Annotated in this window: 19 protein-coding genes and 3 tRNA genes; 5 read left to right on the top strand and 17 right to left on the bottom strand. The window is 60.5% G+C overall.

Going from position 1 to position 21,949, the window contains the following annotated elements; translation table 11 throughout:
- Nucleotides 1-10 precede the first annotated feature (10 nt).
- A complete protein-coding gene (locus tag AB5Y73_RS21135; RefSeq protein ID WP_064339646.1) occupies nt 11-925 on the bottom strand; it encodes a LysR family transcriptional regulator in 915 nt (304 codons plus the stop codon).
- A 105-nt stretch (nt 926-1,030) separates the two neighbouring features.
- On the bottom strand, nt 1,031-1,786 hold the full coding sequence (locus AB5Y73_RS21130) for a YciK family oxidoreductase (RefSeq protein ID WP_040069067.1): 756 nt from the start codon (nt 1,784-1,786) through the stop codon (nt 1,031-1,033).
- A gap of 222 nt (nt 1,787-2,008) precedes the next feature.
- Here AB5Y73_RS21130 and sohB point away from each other — a divergent pair, with 222 nt between their 5' ends.
- On the top strand, nt 2,009-3,016 hold the full coding sequence (sohB, locus tag AB5Y73_RS21125; protein WP_005353858.1) for a protease SohB: 1,008 nt from the start codon (nt 2,009-2,011) through the stop codon (nt 3,014-3,016).
- Between the two features lie 200 nt (nt 3,017-3,216).
- Entirely contained in the window at nt 3,217-4,440 is a 1,224-nt protein-coding gene (locus AB5Y73_RS21120; protein WP_181497123.1) for an MFS transporter, read from the top strand.
- Nucleotides 4,441-4,474: 34 nt separating this feature from the next.
- Here AB5Y73_RS21120 and AB5Y73_RS21115 read toward each other — a convergent pair whose 3' ends face one another.
- Complete coding sequence (locus tag AB5Y73_RS21115) at nt 4,475-5,557, bottom strand: diguanylate cyclase (RefSeq protein ID WP_064339649.1); 1,083 nt, start codon at nt 5,555-5,557, stop codon at nt 4,475-4,477.
- Between the two features lie 174 nt (nt 5,558-5,731).
- Nucleotides 5,732-6,085: a DsrE/DsrF/TusD sulfur relay family protein gene (locus AB5Y73_RS21110; RefSeq protein WP_064335734.1), complete on the bottom strand. Its 354-nt coding sequence runs from the start codon at nt 6,083-6,085 to the stop codon at nt 5,732-5,734.
- 158 nt (nt 6,086-6,243) lie between these two features.
- On the opposite strand from AB5Y73_RS21110, the gene AB5Y73_RS21105 reads away from it, so the two are divergent.
- Nucleotides 6,244-6,636: a DUF1090 domain-containing protein gene (locus AB5Y73_RS21105; protein ID WP_181497124.1), complete on the top strand. Its 393-nt coding sequence runs from the start codon at nt 6,244-6,246 to the stop codon at nt 6,634-6,636.
- Between the two features lie 75 nt (nt 6,637-6,711).
- On the opposite strand, the gene AB5Y73_RS21100 is transcribed toward AB5Y73_RS21105, so the two are convergent.
- From AB5Y73_RS21100 to astB, 7 genes are all read right to left on the bottom strand, one after another.
- Nucleotides 6,712-6,960 carry a YfhL family 4Fe-4S dicluster ferredoxin gene (locus AB5Y73_RS21100; RefSeq protein ID WP_005334896.1) on the bottom strand — a complete coding sequence of 83 codons (249 nt, stop codon included), beginning with the start codon at nt 6,958-6,960 and terminating at the stop codon, nt 6,712-6,714.
- Nucleotide 6,961: 1 nt separating this feature from the next.
- Entirely contained in the window at nt 6,962-8,323 is a 1,362-nt protein-coding gene (gene yegQ, locus AB5Y73_RS21095) for a tRNA 5-hydroxyuridine modification protein YegQ (RefSeq protein WP_005353849.1), read from the bottom strand.
- A 277-nt stretch (nt 8,324-8,600) separates the two neighbouring features.
- A complete protein-coding gene (locus tag AB5Y73_RS21090; RefSeq protein ID WP_040069073.1) occupies nt 8,601-8,891 on the bottom strand; it encodes a hypothetical protein in 291 nt (96 codons plus the stop codon).
- A gap of 142 nt (nt 8,892-9,033) precedes the next feature.
- Nucleotides 9,034-9,118: transfer RNA gene (locus AB5Y73_RS21085), tRNA-Tyr, on the bottom strand.
- 44 nt (nt 9,119-9,162) lie between these two features.
- Nucleotides 9,163-9,247: transfer RNA gene (locus tag AB5Y73_RS21080), tRNA-Tyr, on the bottom strand.
- 38 nt (nt 9,248-9,285) lie between these two features.
- Nucleotides 9,286-9,370, bottom strand: a tRNA-Tyr gene (locus AB5Y73_RS21075).
- 241 nt (nt 9,371-9,611) lie between these two features.
- The gene (gene astB / locus AB5Y73_RS21070; RefSeq protein ID WP_107683627.1) at nt 9,612-10,949 is read right to left on the bottom strand and encodes an N-succinylarginine dihydrolase; all 1,338 of its coding nucleotides are present in this window, start codon (nt 10,947-10,949) and stop codon (nt 9,612-9,614) included.
- A 355-nt stretch (nt 10,950-11,304) separates the two neighbouring features.
- On the opposite strand from astB, the gene topA reads away from it, so the two are divergent.
- Nucleotides 11,305-13,926: a type I DNA topoisomerase gene (topA, locus tag AB5Y73_RS21065; protein ID WP_107683628.1), complete on the top strand. Its 2,622-nt coding sequence runs from the start codon at nt 11,305-11,307 to the stop codon at nt 13,924-13,926.
- A 108-nt stretch (nt 13,927-14,034) separates the two neighbouring features.
- Complete coding sequence (locus AB5Y73_RS21060; RefSeq protein ID WP_005334891.1) at nt 14,035-14,199, top strand: hypothetical protein; 165 nt, start codon at nt 14,035-14,037, stop codon at nt 14,197-14,199.
- Between the two features lie 16 nt (nt 14,200-14,215).
- On the opposite strand, the gene AB5Y73_RS21055 is transcribed toward AB5Y73_RS21060, so the two are convergent.
- The 6 genes from AB5Y73_RS21055 to AB5Y73_RS21030 all read right to left on the bottom strand — a co-directional run bounded on the left by AB5Y73_RS21055 (nt 14,216) and on the right by AB5Y73_RS21030 (nt 21,948).
- Nucleotides 14,216-14,572, bottom strand: coding sequence for an MGMT family protein (locus AB5Y73_RS21055; protein WP_107683629.1), 357 nt, complete (start codon nt 14,570-14,572; stop codon nt 14,216-14,218).
- Between the two features lie 66 nt (nt 14,573-14,638).
- Nucleotides 14,639-16,192 carry a PAS domain-containing methyl-accepting chemotaxis protein gene (locus AB5Y73_RS21050; protein ID WP_107683630.1) on the bottom strand — a complete coding sequence of 518 codons (1,554 nt, stop codon included), beginning with the start codon at nt 16,190-16,192 and terminating at the stop codon, nt 14,639-14,641.
- 212 nt (nt 16,193-16,404) lie between these two features.
- A complete protein-coding gene (locus AB5Y73_RS21045; RefSeq protein ID WP_107683631.1) occupies nt 16,405-18,270 on the bottom strand; it encodes a beta-N-acetylhexosaminidase in 1,866 nt (621 codons plus the stop codon).
- Nucleotides 18,255-19,127 carry a BadF/BadG/BcrA/BcrD ATPase family protein gene (locus AB5Y73_RS21040; RefSeq protein ID WP_181497125.1) on the bottom strand — a complete coding sequence of 291 codons (873 nt, stop codon included), beginning with the start codon at nt 19,125-19,127 and terminating at the stop codon, nt 18,255-18,257. The genes AB5Y73_RS21045 and AB5Y73_RS21040 overlap by 16 nt, the downstream gene beginning before the upstream one ends.
- Nucleotides 19,120-20,841, bottom strand: a complete 1,722-nt coding sequence (locus AB5Y73_RS21035) for a glycoside hydrolase family 9 protein (protein WP_181497126.1) — start codon at nt 20,839-20,841, stop codon at nt 19,120-19,122. Before AB5Y73_RS21035 ends, AB5Y73_RS21040 begins: the two co-directional genes overlap by 8 nt.
- A gap of 114 nt (nt 20,842-20,955) precedes the next feature.
- Nucleotides 20,956-21,948: an ABC transporter ATP-binding protein gene (locus AB5Y73_RS21030; protein WP_005353824.1), complete on the bottom strand. Its 993-nt coding sequence runs from the start codon at nt 21,946-21,948 to the stop codon at nt 20,956-20,958.
- Between the last annotated feature and the right edge of the window lies 1 nt (nt 21,949).

Genomic DNA, 21,949 nt, shown 5'->3' with positions numbered 1-21,949 from the left:
GATGTGACTGTTATTTATCGTGCTGGGACTGGGCGTGCGGGAGCGGCGCTGATTCGCCCTGATATTCGTTGCGCAGGCAGCGCAGCAGCAGTTCGGTCGCTGGGCCGAGAGATTCGGGGGAGAGGGTCAGCAGGTAGGTGTAGAGGTGGCGCTCGTTGCCGCTCTCCAGATCCAGCTGTATGAGTGACCCTTCCGCCAGCTCCCGCTCTACCAGATGGCGCGGCAGCCAGGCATAGCCGAGGCCAAGGCGCAGCATGGCGAGCACTTCGTGGTAGTGGGTCGCCTTCCAGCCGGTGTCATCCGCATCGTTCCAGTCCACCGAGCGGTGAATGGGGGGATGCAGGCTGATCTGGTTGTGACTGGTCAGCACATCGCTGCGGATGGCCCCCTCCTCCTGTGCCAGCGGATGGCTGGCGGCGCAGAGGGGCAGCAGGCATACCTCGTCCAGCAGCAGACCGGTGCGATCGCCGGGCAGGTGCTCGGAGAGCATCAGGTCCCCCGGTTGCAGGGCGTTGAAGTGGCAGTGAATGCGTTCGTGCAGGTTGACCCGGCAACCCCGGCTGCGGGGATAGAAGCTGGCCAGCGCCCGATAGAGGCGATCCCTTGGCTGCAGCGCCGAGACATAGAGGTTGATCTGCGGCTCCCACTGCCGCTCCAGGTTGTTGGCCAGATTTTCCAGCTCCTCCACCTGCTGGCTTAGCTGACGGGCCCGCTTGAGGAAGATCTCGCCCGCCGGCGTCAGCACCGCCTTGCGGCCGCGCACCTCCAGCAAGGGCACCCCCAGACTCTGCTGCAACTTTGCAACCGCATGATTGAGGGAGGACTGGCTCTTGTTCAGCGCCTCGGCCGCCTGAGCGTAGCCGCCGCAGTCGACCACCGCCTGAAAGATCCGCCATTGCTCAAACGTGCTCTTGGGACGAAACATAGTTCAACCTGATTGGAGATAGGATGGTCAGTGGTTCGAACAGGGAGCCTGTGCCCCCTATTCAATTTAACCCCTGCCGCACAACACTCTGGGTATTTTATTGATTTATTTGGGCTGAGCCACAAAGGTCTGGCCGGTTTTGCCGCGGCTGTCCGACCCCATCAGGTAGAGGTAGAGCGGCATCAGGTCGGCCGGGGTCTTGAGGTTCATGGGATCTTCCGCCGGGAAGGCGCTGGCGCGCATCTTGGTACGGGTACCGCCCGGGTTTAGGGTGTTGACCCGTACTCCGGTGTTCTCAAGCTCGTCGGCCAGCACTTCCATCATCCCCTCGATGGCAAATTTGGAGATGGCATAGGTGCCCCAGTAGGCGCGCCCCTTGCGCCCCACGCTGGAGGAGGTGTAGACGATGGAGGCATCGCCTTGCGTCTTGGCGGTCTGGCGCAGCAGCGGCAGCAGCGCCTGGGTCAGCAGGAATTCCGATTTGACGTTGACCTGCATCACCTCGTCCCACTCCTTCTCCTGAATGTGTTCAAACGGAGATAGGGTGCCAAGCAGACCGGCGTTGAACAGCACGCCGTCGAGGCGGCCAAACTGCTGGGCGAAGGTTTCGGCCATGCCGCGGTAGTGGGCGGCGGTGGCCCCTTTCAGATCCACCGGCACGATGGCGGGCAGCGGATAACCGGCCGCTTCAATCTGGTCATACACGGCTTCGAGTTTGGCGCTGGTGCGGCCGAGCAGGATCACGGTGGCACCGTGAGCGGCGTAGGTGAGGGCGGCTTCGCGGCCGATCCCGTCGCCGGCACCGGTGACCAGAATGACTTTATCCTTGAGCAGATCGCGGGGTGCCTGATAATCGAGCATGACAACTCCTGTTAACAAATTCCGGCCATAAGTGCATGGCAATCGGCGCCAAGTGTACTGATCCGCGCGCCTGTTTGACCAGCCAGCGGCAAGAAAAATGTGAAGAAAATAGAGAGGTTGTGATGCTCGGGTTGGTTTTTCCTGGCACTGGCTGCGATTTTTTGCGCGCCTCCATCAAACTCCCTAGAATGTGACGAAAACCGATCCATTCTGGAGTCCATCGTGACATTTCTGACCGAATATGGCCTGTTTTTGGCCAAGACAGTGACCTTCCTGCTGGCCATCGGCGCCATCATCCTGATGATTGTGAGCACTCGCCAGCCGAAAGCGCGCAAGGGTGAGCTGGTGGTGACCGATCTCTCGAGCGAGCTGGAGCAGGGGCAATTTGCACTCAAGAGCGCGCTCGCCAGCAAGGCCGAGCGCAAGGTGATGGAAAAGCAGCAGAAAGAGGAGCAGAAAAAACGCGCCAAGGCGGGGGATGAGCGCAGTCGTCTGTTTGTGCTCGATTTCAACGGCAGCATGGATGCCAAAGAGGTGGCCTCCCTGCGCGAGGAGGTGAGCGCGGTGATCGGCGTCGCCCAGCCCGGCGACGAGGTGCTGCTGCGACTCGAATCCGGTGGTGGCGTGGTGCATGGCTATGGCTTGGCAGCCTCCCAGCTGCAGCGGTTGCGCGATCGTGACATCAAGCTCACCGTTGCGATTGACAAGGTGGCGGCGAGTGGCGGCTACATGATGGCCTGCGTGGCGGACAAGATCCTGGCTGCCCCCTTTGCCATCGTCGGATCCATCGGGGTGATCGCCCAGCTGCCGAACTTCAACAAGTTGTTGAAAAAGCACGATATCGAATTCGAGATGCACACCGCCGGCCAGTACAAGCGCACTATCACCATGTTTGGCGAGAACGACGATCTGGGGCGCGAGAAGTTTCGCGAGGAGCTGGCGGCGATCCACGAGCGCTTCAAGGCCTTTGTGGCCGAACACCGCCCGCAACTCGATATCGATCAGGTCACGACCGGCGAGCACTGGCTGGCAAGTCAGGCCAAGGGGCTGGGGTTGGTGGATACCCTCTGCACCAGTGATGATTACCTGCTGGCGCAGGCCAGCCACCACAAGGTGATCGGCATCAGCTATCGCAAGCCAAAAAGCCTGACCCAGAAGCTGGGGCAGCAGGGCGCGCAGGCACTGGAAGCCGGACTGGGGCGTCTGTGGCAGCAGAGCCCCTGGCGCTAAGCCCGGCCCCCTGGCGCTAGCTCGAGGGAAATCCCGTGATAAAAAGGCCAGTCGATGCCCATCGGCTGGCCTTTTTGCATCCGGTTGCACCTTGCTGGTGAGCAAAGATTGTTTCTATTGAGGCCCTCTGTTACAACTGAATGCTTTCCCCGTTTATGACAGGATCTTGTGGTAAGAGCTGCGGGGCATGGAGCATAGCGATGTCATGGAGCACCTTCAGGCAATTTACCCCGCTGGTCTGGATCGTCATTCTGGGTACCTTCATGGTGCGTACCAGCTACTACATGGTGTGGCCCTTCCTCTCCATTCTGCTCTATCGGGAGTATGACCTTTCGGCCACCTTCATCGGCCTGTTGCTGGGTGGCTCAATGGCCCTCTCCACCCTGGTCAGTTTTTACGGCGGCTGGCTCTCCGATCGCTTCGGGCGGCGCAGTATACTGCTGGCCGGTTGTCTGGTGGCGATGATCTGTTTCGGCCTGCTCGGTTTCTCCCATGCGGTGTTCTGGCTCGGAGTCGGGGTGATGGGCAGCGGCCTCTCGTCAGGGCTCATCGATGCCCCCGGCAAGGCGCTGATGGCCGACAGTCTGGCCTCGGCCAAGGCGCGGGAGCTGGCACTGCACCTGCGCTATTTTCTGCTCAACCTGGGGGCGGCATTGGGGCCTCTGCTCGGGGTGACCCTCGGGATCAACGCCCAGCAGGAGACCTTCCTGTTTCTGGTGGTGAGCTATTTGCTGCTGGCGCTGGCCTTTGGTTGGGGATTTCGCCGGGCTGGCAGCACAGGCAAGCCGGGTGCTGCTGGCCCCGGACTGCGGGATGCCATCAAGGTGTTGCTGGCGGATCGCGCCTTCCTGCTGCTGGTGATGGCCAATCTTCTGATGGTGCTGGTTTACTCCCAGTTTCACTCGCCGCTGGTGCAATACCTGACCCGGGCCGGTATGCCGCAGGTGGCCGAGCTGGTTGCTCTGCTGGTGGCGACCAATGCCCTGACCGTGGTGCTGCTGCAGTTTCCGCTGCTGCGGTTGTTGTCACGCTGGCCGGTGCGGGTACGGCTTCATATCGGCATGGCGCTCTTTCTGGCGGCCCAGCTGCTCTTCGCGCTGGGGGACCCGATGGTGCGCAGCCACTGGTTTGGCGCCGTGCTGCTGCTCAGCATCGGCGAGACCATCCTCTTCCCCCTGCTCAACGTGCTGATCGACCAGATGGCCCCCACCCACCTCAAGGGGAGCTACTTTGGTGCCAGCGCACTGGCCGGGTTGGGAGGGGCCGCCGGCGCCCTGCTGGGAGGCTGGATCCTCGAGCAGTGGAGCGGTCAGTGGCTCTATGTGCTGATGGCGCTGCTTTGTGTGGCGATTTTTGCGCTCTATGAGTGGGGTGCCAGAGTACAGCGTCCCGCTGTGGCCACGTCTGTGGTTGAGCGGAGCTGACCCGGTTAATGCGGGGATCTGTGATGCTGAATGTTCAGTGCGTGCTACCCGGAGTCTTCTCTTTGAGCGCCTTCTTGGCTGCGTACATCCTCTCGTCGGCGAGCCGGATCAGGTTTAGCCCGTCGTCGTAGTGCTCCGGCCCGGTCTGCACTATGCCGATACTGAGGGTGAGATCGCCCAGCTGTTCCTTGACGGTGTTGATCAATCGTTTGAGATAGATATCCCGCGCCTGACTCTCGTTGCAGTTGGGCAGGATCAGGCAGAATTCATCTCCGCCATAACGAAAGCAGCTGTCTTCGGCGCGAAAGACCTGACGGATGCAGTTGCCGACGATGCGCAGGATCTCGTCTCCGCGCTGGTGACCTTCGGTATCGTTGATTTGCTTGAAGTTGTCGATATCGAGATAGGCGATGGCCATGGGTTCGGCACGTCGCTGACAGGTGCGCAGGCTTAGCAGCAACAGCTCGTTGAGGTGGCGAACGTTGAGCAATCCGGTCAGGGCATCGGTGCGGTTCAGCTCCTCCAGTTGTTTGGTACGCTCGCGTACTTTCTGCTCCAGACTCTTGGCATAGTTCTCCGACTTCTCTCTGGATGACTCTATTTCCGACACCAGACTGCGAATGTAGGTTTCGAAGACCAGAGTGATGTCGAACAGAAAGAGTTTGTCCAGGGCGGCCAGCATGACGAGGCGCTCCGGTTCATCGCGGATCTGCTCGAACATATCTTCGATCAGCAGAGCTTTGAGGGTGTTGATGGCGGCCAGATAGAGCTTGGGTTCGACCCCGATCCGCTTGTGAACCAGCCCGATCCGAAGCCGGTTGTTGACGTACTCCAAATCGTAATGGCCGCTGAAGAGATCGAGCACATAGCGCCGTTGCGCGGTGCGCAACCGTATGAGGGTATCGGCATCCCCGATCAACAGGGCGATTTCGGTGATGGCCGTTTGCTGCTGGTAGAAGCGATCCACCAGGGCGTCGATCCGTGGTTCTATCTTGCTGCAATAACTTGCCAACCGCGCCACATCCTGTTCATTGAGCAGCAATAACTCCTTGCGATGGGCAATTTCAAAGTCGGTGATCCTCATCTGCTCAAGCAGGGTCTGTTCGGTCGGATTCATCGTCGTCCTCGGTTTATTACTGGGCGTTACGCTGTCCGTGAGGTGGGACAAACAAGCAGGTGTAGCAACTGATAGTGTAGTCAGTGAGGCTGGGGCGCGCGCAATGCCCCCGCGTGGCGGGGGCTATGGAGGGTCAGGTGAAGGCTAAAGGGGCAAGAGATCCGGAGGGGGAGATCAGAACGTCAGCACCTTGTCGGCAGCCAGGGTCCATTGGGCCAGCATCGGCAGGGTGCCGACCTCAATCCCCTCGATCAGCGGCAGGGCGGTAATGCCACGGGCATCGGTGCAGGTCTTGCACAGGCGAATGGTGACGCCTTGCGCCAGCAGGATCTCCAGCATCTGGCGCAGGTTGTACCCTTCGGCCGGTGTCTGACCGGCCAGTGCTGCACTTACCGCATCGGACATCAGGAACAGCTTGAGGCTGGCACCACCCTGTTCGTTGAGGGCGATAGCGAGGCGTAGGGCGTTGAACAGGGATTCGCTGCCGTAGGGGGCACCGTTGGCAATGACCACAATTTGTTGATTCATAACAGACTCCCGATTGGAAAGAGCGCCATTGTAGAACCAACAGGGTGGCAATTGCGTGATGTTGCACAACTTCTGTCGCACCTTTTTCCCGCTTGCTTGACCCTGCTGCCGATCGAGGTTTTTATGGTCAGCTCGCAAACAAGACCGGATGAATCGAGATGTGGAAAGTATTGGGAGCCGGCTTGCTGCTGTTGGCGGGTCAGGCCTTTGGCAGTGAGGCGGTCGGTTGCAAGGCCCGTCTGCAGGCCGTCAACGACCAGCTGGTGTTTGCCAAAGCACACAACAATGCCGGGCAGATTGCCGGGCTCGAACAGGCAGCGCGCAATATCAAGGCCAACTGTACCGATGAAGGTCTGCTTAAGGAGCAGAAAGAGCGGGTTAACAAACTGCGCGGCGAGGTGGACGAGCGCCTGCTCGAGCTGCAGGAGGCGAGAGTCAGTGGCAAACCTGAGAAGATTGCCAAGCGGCAGGCCAGGCTGGAGGAGTCCCAGACCCGGATGCTGGAGGCCCAGCGGGAGCTGGACAAACTGATCCGGCTGGTCGACAAGTGATAGCCAGCCGCTGCACGCAGGATCAAAAAAGGCCGATTACTCGGCCTTTTTTTCGTTTTACGGTCTGTGCATCAGCTACTGCCTGTGCATCCGCACAAACTTCTCCATCAGCTGATCTTCGGTCTCCACATGAGCGGGATCCCAGATGATGCAGTCGATAGGGCAGACACTGATGCAGGTCGGCTTCTCATAGTGACCGACGCACTCGGTGCAGCGACTGGGGTCGATCTCGTAGATCTCCTCACCCAGGCTGATAGCCTGGTTGGGGCACTCGGGATCGCACATGTCACAGTTGATGCACTTGTCGGTGATGAGCAGCGCCATTTCAGGCCGCCGTGTGCGGGTTGCGGGTATCCTGGCTGTCGCCCAGATTGCGCAGCAAAATGCCGTAGTTCACATCCAGATCTTTCGGGACCGGCACATAGACCACGTGACCGTTGCCCGGCGCGGTGTCGATAAGCTCCCCTTTGCGGTTCTCCATCTGCTCCAGATTGAAACGGACGTTGCCCTGGGGGGTCATCAGCTCCAGGTTGTTGCCCACCAGGAACTTGTTCTTCACTTCGACCTCGACCATGTCACCTTTGCGACCAGTGATCTCGCCGACAAACTGCTGGGTGTCGGAGACGGAGTAGCCGTAGTCGTAGTTCTGGTATTCGCTGTGGTTGTGACGGCGCAGGAAGCCCTCGGTATAGCCGCGGTGGGCCAGATTTTCGAGGGTGCCCATCAGGCTGCGGTCGAACGGACGACCCGCCACCGCATCGTCGATGGCCTTGCGGTAAACCTGCGCGGTACGGGCGCAGTAATAGAAAGACTTGGTGCGTCCTTCGATTTTCAGGGAGTGAACGCCCATCTTGGTCAGTCGCTCGACGTGCTCGACGGCGCGCAGATCCTTGGAGTTCATGATGTAGGTGCCGTGCTCGTCCTCGAATGCGCTCATGTACTCGCCCGGGCGGTTGGACTCTTCCAGCAGCACCAGTGCATCGGTCGGCTTGCCAAGGCCTAGCGTGTTGTCCGGACGCACTTTGATCGGCTCCTGACGGTGGACGATTTGGCCCACGTCATCTTCTTTACCTTCGTGCACCTTGTACTCCCAGCGGCAGGAGTTGGTGCAGGTGCCCTGGTTGGGGTCACGCTTGTTGATGTAGCCGGAGAGCAGGCAGCGGCCGGAGTAGGCCATGCACAGCGCGCCGTGAACGAACACTTCCAGCTCCATCTCCGGTACCTGCATGCGGATCTCTTCGATCTCGTCCAGCGACAGCTCGCGGGAGAGGATGGCGCGGGTCAGGCCCATCTGATGCCAGAACTTCACCGTGGCCCAGTTGACCGCGTTGGCCTGCACCGAGAGGTGAATGGGCATATCCGGGAAGGCTTCACGCATCATCATGATAAGACCGGGGTCGGACATGATCAGCGCATCCGGCTTCATCTCCACCACAGGGCGCATGTCGCGGATAAAGGTCTTGAGCTTGGAGTTGTGGGGCTGGATGTTGGCCACCACATAGAACTGCTTGCCCAGCGCATGGGCTTCGTTGATGCCCAGCTGCAGGTTTTCATGATCGAATTCGTTGTTGCGCACCCGCAGGCTGTAGCGGGGCTGGCCGGCATAGACGGCATCGGCGCCATAGGCGTAGGCGTAACGCATGTTCTTGAGGGAACCTGCGGGGGAGAGCAATTCTGGTTTAAACATGGCGGACTCTTTATATCTGATTGCAAATCAGGACGATGCCACCTGATGGCATCGTAGTGGTTGAGCTGCGGTGCAAGATGCCCTCCGAGAGGAGGCTCAATGCAGCGCGACCCGATGACGGCATATCCGGGGTTATCTAAAGAAGATGCGCCGGATATTCGGGGTGCGAGATTGTACTCGCCCCCACGTCATCATGCAATTTGGCAGGAATATCATGCGAATGGAAAATCAGTTTTTGGGGAATCTTTGATGGTGGGTTAGCGATAGTTGCTGATGTTCAATTATCCAGTGCGAGTTGAAAATCGGGAAACTGTTCGCTCATAAAATTGCGGGGGCTGTGGCCATTGCCTGCGGTGGCCAGCCATTCCCAATCCAGTTTTGGCGAGCCCGCTTTGAAGCGTTGATAGGCAACGCCCTGATGAATGGTCAGAAAGAGGGTCGTGGGGAGTCCCAGCTTGTTGCTGTAGCGCACCATCAGATCACCCTGATAGTCGTTGCTGATTCTGACTTTGAGCGCCTGCAGTGTCAGACCGGTGGCGTGACCATGCTCGTCCCAGACTTCAAACATGATATGAACACTCTGATGTCGATGATGCCAAGATGAGCAAGATGGGATGCAATTGCAACTGTCAGATCTGACAAGGCCGAAAAAGTGTGAGGGGAATGGCAGAAAGCGAAAACCCGGCGTGAGGCCGGGGTTTCTTGAATGATGGTGGAGGGAGAAGGATTCGAACCTTCGAAGGCAGAGCCGTCAGATTTACAGTCTGATCCCTTTGGCCGCTCGGGAACCCCTCCACAGGGGCAAAGCAAATTGTATTCAGCCATTGCAATCAGGGAAATGGTGGAGGGAGAAGGATTCGAACCTTCGAAGGCAGAGCCGTCAGATTTACAGTCTGATCCCTTTGGCCGCTCGGGAACCCCTCCACGGGTTATTTCCTGATTGTCACTCCTTTGCACTTGAATGGTGGAGGGAGAAGGATTCGAACCTTCGAAGGCAGAGCCGTCAGATTTACAGTCTGATCCCTTTGGCCGCTCGGGAACCCCTCCCCAAGTGCGAGGCGCATACTATCAGATCCAGAGGCTTTGTGAACCCCTTGATGAGGCATCTGGCAGTAAAAAATGACTGTTCGTCGATTTTTTGATACATCCAGCTCAAAATTCAAGCTTATCAGCAAGTTGTGCGCTGCTTTTCTACACAAAACAGCATCCGAGCAATTTGGCGATCGCGCTGAAGAGAAGGCAGATAGCAGAAGACCGCCAGCGTTGGCGGTCTTGCCGGGCATCGCATTTAGCGCTGGAACGGGTAGACCGAACCCAGTTTCAGGATCTGGGTCAGCTCGTCCAGTGCGCTGCGGGACTCCTGCACCAATGCTGGATCCCTCAGATCGTCGAGGGTCAGGCGGTCGCGGTAGTGGCGATCGACCCAGCCATCGAGGCGGGCAAACTGGCTGTCGTTGATAAGGCAGGCCGGATTGACCGCAGCGAGTTCCTGATCGTTCATGGCAACCCGTAGTCGCAGGCAGGCGGGGCCACCGCCATTACGCATGCTCTGCTTCACGTCCATATAGTGAACGGCCTTGATAGGCGTGTTCATGGTCAGCAGCTTGTTCAGGTACGCCGACACAGCCGGATTGTCGCGGCACTCGGTGGGGGCGATGATGGCCATCTCGCCGCTCGGCAGGGTGAGGATCTGGGTATTGAACAGGTAGGATTTCACCGCATCCAGCACGGATACCTCGGCGGTCGGCACTTCGATAAAGTGCAAATCCCCCTCGCCAAACTTGTCGCTGATCTCGGCCAGCACCGCTTCGGTGTTGAGGAACGCTTGCTGGTGGAAGAAGAGCACGTTCTGGTTGCCCACCGCGATCACGTCGTTATGGAATACCCCCTGATCGATCACCTCCGGGTTTTGCTGAATAAACACCACGCTCTCCTCGCCAAGGCCATGCAGGCGGGCGATGGCCTGGCTTGCCTCCAGGGTCTGGCGTGCCGGGTAGCGCTTCGGCGCCGGGCGGGAGTAGTCAAAGGCGCTGCGGCCATAGACAAACAGCTCGACCCCCGCCTCGCCATAGGCGCGGCAGAGGCGGGTGTGGTTGGCTGCCCCCTCGTCGCCGAAGTGGTCATTTTCCGGCAGATGGAGGTGGTGGCTGAAGTGGCGATCGTTGTTGAACACGGCGCGCAGGATGCGACCAGTGACGTCGGGCTCCAGGGAGCGGTGAAACTTGTTGGTCAGGTTGGCGGGGGTGAAGTGAATGCGGCCATCCTGGGTATCGGCACTGGGGGAGACGGTGGCGGCGTTGGCTGTCCACATGCTGGAGGCCGAATAGCAGGCAGCCAGTACGGCGGGAGCCTGTTTGGCGGCCTGCTCCAGCACCCGGGCATCGTTGCCGGTGAAGCCGAGGCGGCGCAGGGTGGCGAGATCGGGACGCTCTTGTGGCGCCAGTACCCCCTGGGTCATGCCAAGCTCGGTCAGCGCCTTCATCTTGCGCAGCCCCTGTTTGGCGGCCTCTTTCGGATTGGAAGCCTCCTGGGCATTGCTCTGGGAGGCAACGTTGCCGTAGGAGAGGCCAGCATAGTTATGAGTCGGGCCGACCAGACCGTCGAAATTGACCTCGAAGTGCTTCATTGAGTACATCCTTTCGATTTTTATGATGGGTAGCGGTTCCTTCCGCGCACAATGCGTCGGGGTTGGGCCATTATAAAGAGATTTTATGTTTTTGTAACAAGCCGGTAACCAGCAGACGTTTTTATGTCGTTTCAGATATAAAAAGAGGGGCAGTATGGCAGAAAATTGAAAAAGCGGTTGCGTCCGGCCTGTTGCCTTCGCATTAATAAATAAAGAAGCAATAAAAGAAGCCGTGTGGTTCGGGCTGGTCAGGCAAATTTGCTCACAAGATTGCTTTTTCGCGCCAAATCTCTTATACAGCCCCACAAAACCGCACACCAACCCCGTCGGGTGCAATGAGGATAATAGTTACAGCATGGGCAAATCACTGGTCATAGTGGAGTCTCCGGCCAAGGCCAAGACGATCAACAAATATCTGGGCAAGGACTACGTGGTGAAATCCAGCGTGGGTCATGTTCGCGATCTGCCCACCAGCGGCAGCGCCAGCACCGAGCCCAAGAAACCTGTCATTCGCGGCATCAAGTTGAGCGAATCCGAGAAGGCTGCCAAGGATCGCAAGGCCCTGTTTGCCCGGATGGGTATCAATCCGACCGCTGGCTGGCAGGCCAACTACCAGATTTTGCCCGGCAAGGAGAAGGTGGTCAGCGAGTTGCAAAGTCTGGCCGAGAAAGCCGACACCATCTATCTCGCAACCGACTTGGATAGAGAAGGAGAGGCGATCGCCTGGCACCTGCGCGAGATCATCGGTGGCGATGACAGCCGCTACAAGCGCGTGGTGTTCAACGAGATCACCAAGAGCGCCATCAAGGAGGCGTTTGCCCAGCCGTCCGAACTCAATATTGACCGCGTCAATGCCCAACAGGCCCGTCGTTTCCTCGACCGCGTGGTGGGTTACATGGTCTCCCCGCTGCTGTGGAAAAAGCTGGCCCGCGGTCTCTCCGCCGGTCGGGTGCAGTCCGTTGCGGTGCGTCTCATCGTCGATAAAGAGCGCGAAATCAAGGCGTTCGTTCCGGTCGAGTTCTGGGATCTCAATGCCGACCTGCTGACCGCCGACAAGAGCGATCTGCGGATGGAAGTGGTCAGCCGCAACGGGGCCGACTTCAAGCCGGTGACCCAGGCCGAGACCTTTGCCGCTGTCGCAGCCCTGGAAGGGGTCGACTACAAGGTCGTTAACCGGGAAGACAAGCCGACCGGTTCCAAACCGTCCGCGCCGTTTATCACCTCCACCCTGCAGCAGGCGGCCTCTACCCGTCTGAGCTTCGGGGTCAAGAAGACCATGATGATGGCCCAGCGTCTCTATGAAGCGGGTTACATCACCTATATGCGTACCGACTCCACCAACCTCAGCAAAGAGGCGGTTGAGGCGGTGCGTGAATATATCGGCGAGCAGTATGGCGCGGCCTATCTGCCAGCCGAGCCGAATTTGTATGGCGCCAAGGCCAATGCCCAGGAAGCGCACGAAGCGATCCGTCCCTCCAACGTACAGGTGACTGCCGAGATGCTGGAAGGGATGGAGCCGGATGCCATGCGTCTGTACGATCTCATCTGGCGTCAGTTCGTTGCCTGCCAGATGACCCCGGCTCAATACGACTCCTCCACCCTGACCGTCAAGGCGGGTGAGTTCGAGCTCAAGGCCCGTGGCCGTACCCTGCGCTTCGCCGGTTGGACCAAGGCTCTACCGCCTATGGGTCGCAAGGGCGAAGATAGCCAGCTGCCGGCGGTGACCGTTGGCGAGGTGCTGAAACTGGTCAAGCTGGATCCGCGCCAGCACTTCACCAAGCCGCCGGCCCGTTTCACCGAAGCGGCGCTGGTGCGCGAGCTGGAAAAACGCGGCATCGGCCGTCCGTCTACCTACGCCTCCATCATATCCACCATCGTCGATCGCGGTTATGTGCGGGTCGAGAGCCGCCGTTTCTTCGCCGAGAAGATGGGTGAGATCGTCACCGATCGTCTGGTGGAGAACTTCGTTGAGCTGATGAACTACGAGTTCACCGCCAAGATGGAAGACAAGCTCGATGGCATCGCCGAAGGGAGCCTGGAGTGGAAGAAGGTGCTGGATGCCTTCTACGCCGAGTTTACCCAAGAGCTGGAGAAGGCCGACAAGGCGCCCGAAGAGGGCGGCATGCGTGCCAACCAGATGGTGATGACCGACATCGACTGCCCGGATTGCGGCCGCAAGATGGGTATTCGTACCGCCACCACCGGCGTGTTCCTCGGCTGCTCCGGCTATGCCTTGCCGCCGAAAGAGCGCTGCAAGAAGACCATCAACCTGGTCTCTGCCGACGAGTTTGTCTCTGCCACTGACGGCGAAGAGGCCGAAACCGAAGCGCTGCGCGCCAAGCACCGCTGCGGTGTCTGTGGCACTGCGATGGATGCCTACATCATCGATGACAGCCGCAAGCTGCACGTCTGTGGTCGCAACCCGGATTGCGATGGCTACGAGATCGAGAAGGGCCAGTTCAAGCTCAAGGGCTACGAAGGGCCGAGCATCGAGTGCGACCGTTGCGGCAGCGAAATGCAGCTCAAGAACGGCCGTTTCGGCAAGTACATGGGTTGCACCAACGAGACCTGCAAGAACACCCGCAAGATCCTGAAAAATGGCGACATCGCGCCGCCGAAGGAGGATCCGGTGCCGCTGCCGGAGCTCAAGTGCACCCAGTCCGATGCTCACTTTGTGCTGCGTGACGGGGCTGCAGGTCTGTTCCTGGCGGCCAGCAACTTCCCCAAATCCCGCGAGACCCGCGCGCCGCTGGTGGAAGAGCTCAAGCGCTTCAAGGATCGCATCTCCGCCAAGCACAAGTATCTGGCCGGTGCCCCGCTCACCGATCCGGACGGCAACCCCGCCATCGTACGCTTCAGTCGCAAGACCAAGGAGCAGTACGTGATGAGCGAGGTCAACGGCAAGGCGACCGGTTGGACCGCTCACTACGACAACGGTACCTGGCAAGAGAGTTTGCCAAAGGCTAAAAAAGCCTGATGAAAAGAGGCCTCGACAAGGGGCCTCTTTGCTTATGGATAGCGGTATACTGAGACAGCTGCAAGGAGTGCAGCTGTCGTCAATCGCGAAGTAGACAAGGAGGTTGAGATGGAGATTAACGAGATCCGGCCGGGCATGAGCTGCATGACCCGTGAAGGGGCGGCCTATGTGCTGGAAGTGGACCGGCAGAGCCTACTGGTGCTGCTGCAGCGCGCGGACGAGACCATACCGGTGCAGGTGCGCAGCGACGAGATCCTGGCGCCGCTGGAGTGATCCGGCGGTGATCCCCTCAAAACGGCAGTAGAAAAAGCAGCTCGGCCAGATCGGGCTGCCATTGCCACTCCTTCATTCTGACCCGCCCACCGATCACCACGACCCCCTCCTGCTGCAGGCGTCCCGTCTGTTCGGCAAAGCTTGGCGATCCTTTCGGTAACGAGATAGTGCCCGCTGCGCCCAGCACCCGATGCCACGGCAGTACCTTGTCGGTTTCCCGCAGCACCTTGCCTACCAGTCTTGCCCGTCCGGGCAGCCCCGCCAGATCGGCCACCTGACCGTAACTGACCACCCGGCCTGCCGGGATCAAGGCGATGATCGCTTCGATACGGGCCGTTTTGTTCAATGGGACAGGACTTGATTCAATGCTCATAAACCCGATTCGTCAAAAACAACAGAAGCGCCATTGTGGCGCTTCTGTCATGAGGCTGGCAATGATTCAGCCGAAGGTCTGGCTAAGCCCCTTCAGTTGCTTGGCCCGTTCCAGCAGAGCCTGACTTGAGTGATCGACATCCAGCATCTTCTGACTGTTGGCGTGGGAGTACTCGGAGATCTGGTGGATGCTGCGGCTGATCTCCTCCACGACCGCTTGTTGCTGCTCTGCAGCGGTGGCGATCTGGGTGGAGTGTTCGGTGACCAGCTCTATCTCTGCCAGCACGGTATGGAGGCTGCTGGCGCCCTGGCGGGTCATATCGGCACATGCGCGGGTCTGCTGCAGGTTCTCCTGCATCATCCCCTTCCAGCGTCCCAGCGTGTGCTGGATCTGCTTGATGCTGACCTGGATCTGCTCGGTCGCCTTGTGGGTGCGGGTCGATAGAGTTCGCACCTCGTCTGCGACCACCGCAAAACCACGGCCCTGCTCTCCGGCGCGAGCCGCTTCGATGGCGGCGTTGAGGGCCAGCAGGTTAGTCTGCTCGGCGATGCCCTGGATCTCGCCCATGACACTGCCAATCCGTTCGGATTCGCTGGCGAGCTCCACTGCCGAGTTGAACGCCAGCTCAGCCTGTTTGGCGAGCTGTTCGATCTGTTGCTCGGTCTGGTTCAACTGCTGGTTGGTTTGTTCACAACGATTGCGAGCTTCGTTGACCTGACTGTTGGAGTCTTGAATGTTGCGGGCGATCTCGTGAGCTGTGTTGGCCATTTGAGTCATAGCTGTAGCCATCTGCTGGGTCTGGGCATCTTGCTCGTTGATATCGAGACAGGCCTGATGAGAGGCCTGCTTCAGATTGATGGCCAAGGTTTGCAGAGGTGCCGTGGCATCGTTGATCCGCCCCAACACGGTTCGGATGCGGGCCTGCAGCATCTTGATATGAAAATCGGCAATGGCGCCGGGGTTGTCACCGGAGTAGACCAACCGGGTCAGACTGTCATATTCACGGCCCAGTTGCTGCAGATAGTGGGGCAGGGCAAAGAGCTCGCGCCAGTAGGCTCCGCCAAGAAGCAACAGGGGCAGCAGCATCAGCAGGACGGTCATGGCCCCTTGGCTGGCGAAGGCCCAGCCCATCATGCCGAGCAGCAACAGGGTAATGGCCGGGGTGCGCACTCTGGCAAGAGAGGGAAGGTTGCTGCTGTTGCCGCGCTCGGCCTTGAGCAGGGCTTGGTAGGTCTGAGCGGCGATGCGCTTGAATTGGGGCTCGGGCTTGCAGCGTACCGACTGGTAGCCGCTGATCCTGTTGCCTTCGTAGATGGGGGTGACGTAGGCATCTACCCAGTAATAACGGCCATCCTTGCAGCGGTTTTTTACCATACCGCGCCAGGGTTTGCCCTCTTTGAGGCGGGCCCAGAGATCGGCGAAGGCGGCCTTGGGCATGTCGGGGTGGCGTACCAGATTGTGGTTGTGACCGACCAGCTCGTCGGCGCTATAGCCGGCGATGGTGCAAAAAGCCGGATTGGCATAAGTGATCACCCCGCGCAGGTCAGTGGTGGAGACCAGTTGTACGTCGGCAGGAAACTCCACTTCGCTATCCAGGGTATGGACATCTCTGCGGGCCATAGGAATACGCTCCGATGTTCTTGTTGATAATGTTGTCGTTGTTATTGTGGCAGATCTGGAGGTGGCCGCAGGCTCGCGCCAGCAGGAGGCAGACCAGCTTCATTGGGGGCTGGATTTTGCCAATAATGGCGGATGAATGGTAGGGGGAAGTTGATGTTTTGTTGGCTAATCGTAAAAAAGGCGGCCGATTGGCCGCCAAAGTAGAGACAACATTACCTCTGTGGCATCCGGTAGCGCACCTGCAACTGATCGAGGGTCTGCAGCTGACCCGGCAGGCGGGCGGCGAAGTGCTCCCAGCTCTTGTGGGCGGGATCGCTCCAGGCCACCTCGGCCGTGGCCAGCATACGCGGGAACAACATGTAGTCGAGACGATCACGGCTGGTGATCAATTCTGACCACAAGGGGCTCAGCACCCCGAGGATGTTATCGTTGGCATGGAAATCGGCTGGGGCAGGGTCACACGAGTAGATCTGCTCCAGATTGAGGGTACCCGCCCAGTAGAGGCCGGGTTCATGAATATCGGCGCTCCAGGCCAGATCCAGATAGAGGAACTGGGCGGGCGCCATCACCACCGGATAACCGGCTGCGGCAGCATCCAGCCCCGCCTGAAAGCTGGTCCAGGCACAGATGGCCGCTTTGCGGCTCACCTTGTCGCCATGCAGGATCTCCTCCCAGCCGATCATCTGTTTGCCTCTGGCGGCCAGATAGCGCTGGCAGTGGCGCAGCAGATGGCCCTGCAGCTCGCGGCAGTCGGCGTAGCCCTGCTCGACCATCAGCTGCTGGCAGGCGGGGCTGTCGGTCCAGACCCCGGTCGGCACCTCGTCACCCCCCATGTGGATCTGGGGGCCGGGGAAGAGTTCGCACACCTCGTCCAGCACCGCCTCCAGGAAGCGGTAGGTGCTGGGCAGGGCGGGGTTGAGCACGTTGTCATCGAAATGCTGGACCGAGCGGTAGCGGGAGTGATCCGCCGTTTCGATCAGCAGCTCGGGCAGTGCCTTGATGGCAGCGTGGCAGTGGCCCGGAATGTCGATCTCGGGAATGACGGTGATGCCGAGCTCACTGGCATAGCTCACCAGCTCCTTCACCTCGCTCTGGGTGTAGTAGCCGCCATAGGGTTCGGCACCGCCACTTAGCTGGGGGCCGATCGCCAGATCGTGGCCGCGCCAGGCACCCACGTCGGTCAGCTCCGGGAAGGCCTTTATCTCGAGTCGCCACCCCTCGTCATCGGTCAGATGCCAGTGGAAGCGGTTGAACTTGTAGAGGCTCATCAGCTTGAGCAGGCGCTTGATGGTGGCCGGAGTGTGGAAGTGGCGGGCGCAGTCGAGAAAAATGCCGCGAAAGCCGAAGCGCGGGGCATCCTCCAGCGTGACGCAGGGCAGGCTCTCCCCATGTTGCAGATACCACTGGGCCAACGTGACCAGCCCATGACGCCAGCCCGTTTCGTCGGCGGCGGCAATTACCACCTCCTGCGGCGTGATGGTGAGTTGGTAGGCTTCGGGGGCCAGCTTGGCCTCGGTCAGCCGGATTTCAGCGTCGTGATCCTGCTCCAGCGCCAGCGACGTCAGCTCGTTGAAGTGGGCCAGCAGCTTCGGTACATCGCGGGGGGCGCTGACATGAGCCCGCTCGGCTAGCCGGAAGTTCCCCTCCAGCAGTACCAGATGGGCCGGTTGCGGCACTATGCCGGGCAGGGGCTCGACATCCGGTAGATCGGGGCGGGTTACCGGCGGGTTTTCCAGTCCAAGATCCTGAGCGGCCAGCGTCACCGGCAGCAGCTGAGCACCCGTGGTGGCCTCCGGCAGGCTGAGGAAAAAGCCCTGCGGCATGTCGGAGAGCTTCTTGATGGGCGTCTGGCGGCAGCAAAAGCGCAGTTCGCAGCTGCCAGCGTTCGGGACAATCACCTTGTAGCTGCCGCTTTGGCGCTCCAGCTCGCCTCCTTGCAAGGAGTCGGGGTCGATATGGCGAGCCAGACAGAAGTGCAGCTTCCACTTGGTATCAGGCATGCGTGATAGGGTGAAGGTGAACCAGACATCCTCGCCGTCACGTCGGGCGACCTGGGTGTGGATCAGGGGTGTAGACATGGAAAATCCTCTGATTGGGCAAACAGGATGGCGCCATCGAGCGCATCTGCCTGGGGGGGGATCAGGTTGAGCTGGCCGAGACGGGGAGCGAGGCGGGTGCCAATCCCCCCCAGCAGGGCGATCTGTCTGGCACCCAGCTGGGTCATTCCCTCCAGCAGGATCCGCAGTTGTTCGCAGGTTTCGTCCAGCAGCTGATTGGCGAGCTCGTCACCATCGCTGGCGGCATCGAATACCCAGGGGGCAAAGTGGCCATAGTCCGCCGGAATGGCGCGGGCGGCCCAGCGTACCACCTCGGCCTGATCTCGCTTGAAGCGGTCCATCAAGCGGATGGCGAGGGTGCTGGGGGGCAGAATGCCGTCGTGGCAGAGCAGGGATTGCTGGATGGCTCGCAGCCCCAGCCAGGCGCCGCTGCCTATGTCTGAAATGGGGAAGCCGCGGCCGGAGCAGGTGCGGATCTGCCCCTCCTGATAGACCAGCCCCACCGAGCCGGTACCGGCGATCAGAATGGCCCCCTCACGTCCGCCAAAGGCGCCGAGGCAGGCACCGAAGGCATCGGAGGTGAGCCTGACGCTGGCAAAGGGGAAGGGCATCTCGAGCAGGGCGTGATAGCAGTCGGCCAGCTCGGCGGAGGCGAGCGCCAGCCCGACCCCCATCTGCTGTTCACTCTCGATAGTGATCCCGGCGGCAAGGCGGGCGCTGGCGATGGCAGCCAGCACATTGGCGTGGGCATGGGGGATGCCCAGCTCCAGATTGGATCCTGCCGCGCGCCCCTCTCCGAGCAGCTTGCCCGCCCGATCCCGAATGCGGGCGCGGGTGTGGGTGCCCCCGCCATCGACCCCGACCCAGAACTCAATCATGGTGACCTCCATTTCCCTGCGCATTCAGCCAGGTGATGGCAAGGGCAAACCAGGCTGCGTGGGGGATCCACTGCTCGCCCCAGCGCCAGTTCTGATCCAGCCGATCCTGATACTCCTCCGGAATAAAGGCCACGTCGTTTTCGTCATCGAATCCGGCGGTGATGCCGTTGCAGATCCCCCCCTGCGCATTGGGATACCCGGCGGTATAGGTGGGGTTGTTGATGCCGTGGCCCGCCAGCATGCAGGCGTTGAAGGGGTTCTGCCCGAGGATCCAGTCGAGTTGGCGCTGACCGTAAGTGATGAGCGGCTGGCTCTGGCGGGGGAAGTGACGGGCGCCAGCAAAGGCCATGGCCGCCAGAGAGGCGAGGCGGGCATTCTCCCCCTGCCACCAGTAACCGGATTCGTTGTTGTGGGGCATAAAGAAGCTGACGCGCGGCGCTTCATCCACCCCTTTGACATATTGGCGGGCGAGGGAGAAGGGGTTGCCCGCGCGGACGCAGAGCGCCAGCTCGGCGGCCAGCGCCTGCTCCACCACGGTTTGTACCCTAGCCTTGTATTCCTGATCCGGCTCTACGCCCAGATATTCCAGCAGCACCAGCACCGGCAGGCCTGCCTCGGCGGCGTGGTAGTAAGGGCGCGAGCCATCCTCGTTGGCCGACCAGTAGTGACCCAGCTCAGGATGAGGGCGCTGGCGGGCGCAAAGCTTGCTGGCACGGACTCTCGCCTCATTGAGCCACTCGGAGCCGAAGGTGCGGGTCAGCTCTACCGCTGCCAGAAGGGCGCAGTAGTCGTCGATGATGTTTTCGACCCCGTCATCCAGATAGGAGAGGTTGTGTTCACGCAGATGCAGGTAGCCGCGTTTGGCCGCCTCGGCGTAGCGGCTGGCATCGAAGTCGCCACTGACGCTCTCGCGGGCGGCGCGGGCCAGCGCGGCGATGGCCATGCCGCCCCCTTGGCGAAAACCCGCCTGCCAGTTGGCGGACTTGAGCCCCTGCTGGGTGGCATAGGCGCACAGCTCGCGCTGGGCGGGATCCTTGCTCCACTTGTCGAACAGGGTCATGTAGAAGAAGCCCGACTCATCCTGCATCCGGCAGAGGAAATCGGCGCCGTGCAGCGCCTCGTCATTGAGCCGCTTGCAGAGGTTCACCCCGTCGATATCGCGGCGTGGGGCCAGCAGTTCCCGGCACTTGAGCAGTGACCACACCACCATGGGGGTCTGCTGGGGGTTGAGGTAGTTGGCGTAGGAGAGGTGGCTCAGGTACTTGCTCATGTCGCCGCTGGCATCGAACCAACCGCCGTGTACATCTTTGTGCTGGTCGGTGCCAAACAGGCGGGCATTGCGGTCGGCCCGATCGAAGGTGCCGCTGGCGCGCTGGCCCTTGAAGTAGTGAATGACATCGGAGAGGCAGCTGCTGGCCAGCAGATCCTGGCCGATGGCAAAACGGGTCGAGCGGACTATGCCTTGGGCAGTGATCGCCTCCAGCCGATAGTGGCCGGGCTCCTTGAAGGCGGAGAAGTCGGCGCGCCAGTAAGCGCGCCCTTGCCAGCCTGGGACGCTGCCAGCCGGTTGCAGCGGGGTTTCAAACAGGATCTGGCCATCATCGAGGCGTTGCAGCCTGACATAGCCGCCGAGATCAGGGGCGGGGGAGGTTTGCAACAGGGCGACCTTGTGTCCGTCGCACTCGTAGCCCACCTGATTGATCAAGAGTTCCATCAAGGTATTACTCCTGTGGTTCACCGCCGGGCGGTGAGGCACATCACGGGGCTGTGGCCGCCCCGTATCGAGGCATGGCCGGACAGGGTTGTCCGGCCGGTTTAAGGCTCACCCTCACTCGTAGAGGTAGCAGCGCACGAAGTGGTTGTCGGCAAGCTTGGTGATGGGGGGCAGCGCCTCCTTGCAGCGGGGCATCGCCTGATTGCAGCGCCCGGCAAAGGGGCAACCGCAGGACTCCGGCGTCCAGAGCGGGATCTCCCCCTTGCGGCCACCCTCCAGCTCTGCGTGGATGCTCTTCTCGGGGTCGGGCACCGCCGAGATGAGCAGCTGGGTGTAGGGGTGCTGCGGGTGGTGCAGGATCTCGTCCACCTCGCCCCACTCCACCATGTGCCCTACATACATCACCGCCAGATCTTCCGCCACATAGCGGGCGGTGGCGATGTCGTGGGTGATGTAGAGCATGGAGACGCCGAGCTCATTCTTCATCTGCTCCATCAGGTTGAGGATGCCGATGCGAATGGAGACGTCGAGCATGGAGGTGGGTTCGTCCGCCAGCACTACCTCTGCTTCCACCGCCAGATTGCGGGCGATGTTGACCCGCTGGCGCTGGCCGCCGGAGAGCTGGTGCGGATACTTGGCCGCCGTTGCCTTGGCGGGGGTCAGGCCGACCTTCTCCAGCAGGGCGTAGACCATGTCGGGCAGCTCTTTCTTGTCGATCACCTTGCTGTGCAGCAGCAGGGGGCGGGCGATGTGGTGATAGATGGTGTGGGTCGGGTTGAGCGAACCGAACGGATCTTGCCACACCATCTGCACGCTCTGGCGATAGTCGAGCAGGGCGGTGCCCTTGTTGAACTCCTCCAGATCGTGGCCGCGATAGAGGATGCGCCCGGCACTGAGCTTGTACATCTTGGCGATGATCTTGGCGATGGTGCTCTTGCCGGAGCCCGACTCCCCGACCACCGCCAGGGCACGGCCCCGGTGCAGGTTGAAGGTGATGTCGGAGAGGGCCCGCATCTTGCCACTCTTGATGGCATTGGAGTTGATGGGGAAGTCCTTGTAGAGGTGCTGGACTTCGATGATGGGTGCATCGGTTTTGGCGATTTGCATG

The sequence above is a fragment of the Aeromonas sp. s7(2024) genome, from assembly GCF_040907825.1.
Lineage (GTDB): Bacteria > Pseudomonadota > Gammaproteobacteria > Enterobacterales > Aeromonadaceae > Aeromonas > Aeromonas veronii.
The sequence above is the reverse complement of the archived record's forward strand: the minus strand, read 5'-3'. Positions and strand labels throughout refer to the sequence as shown.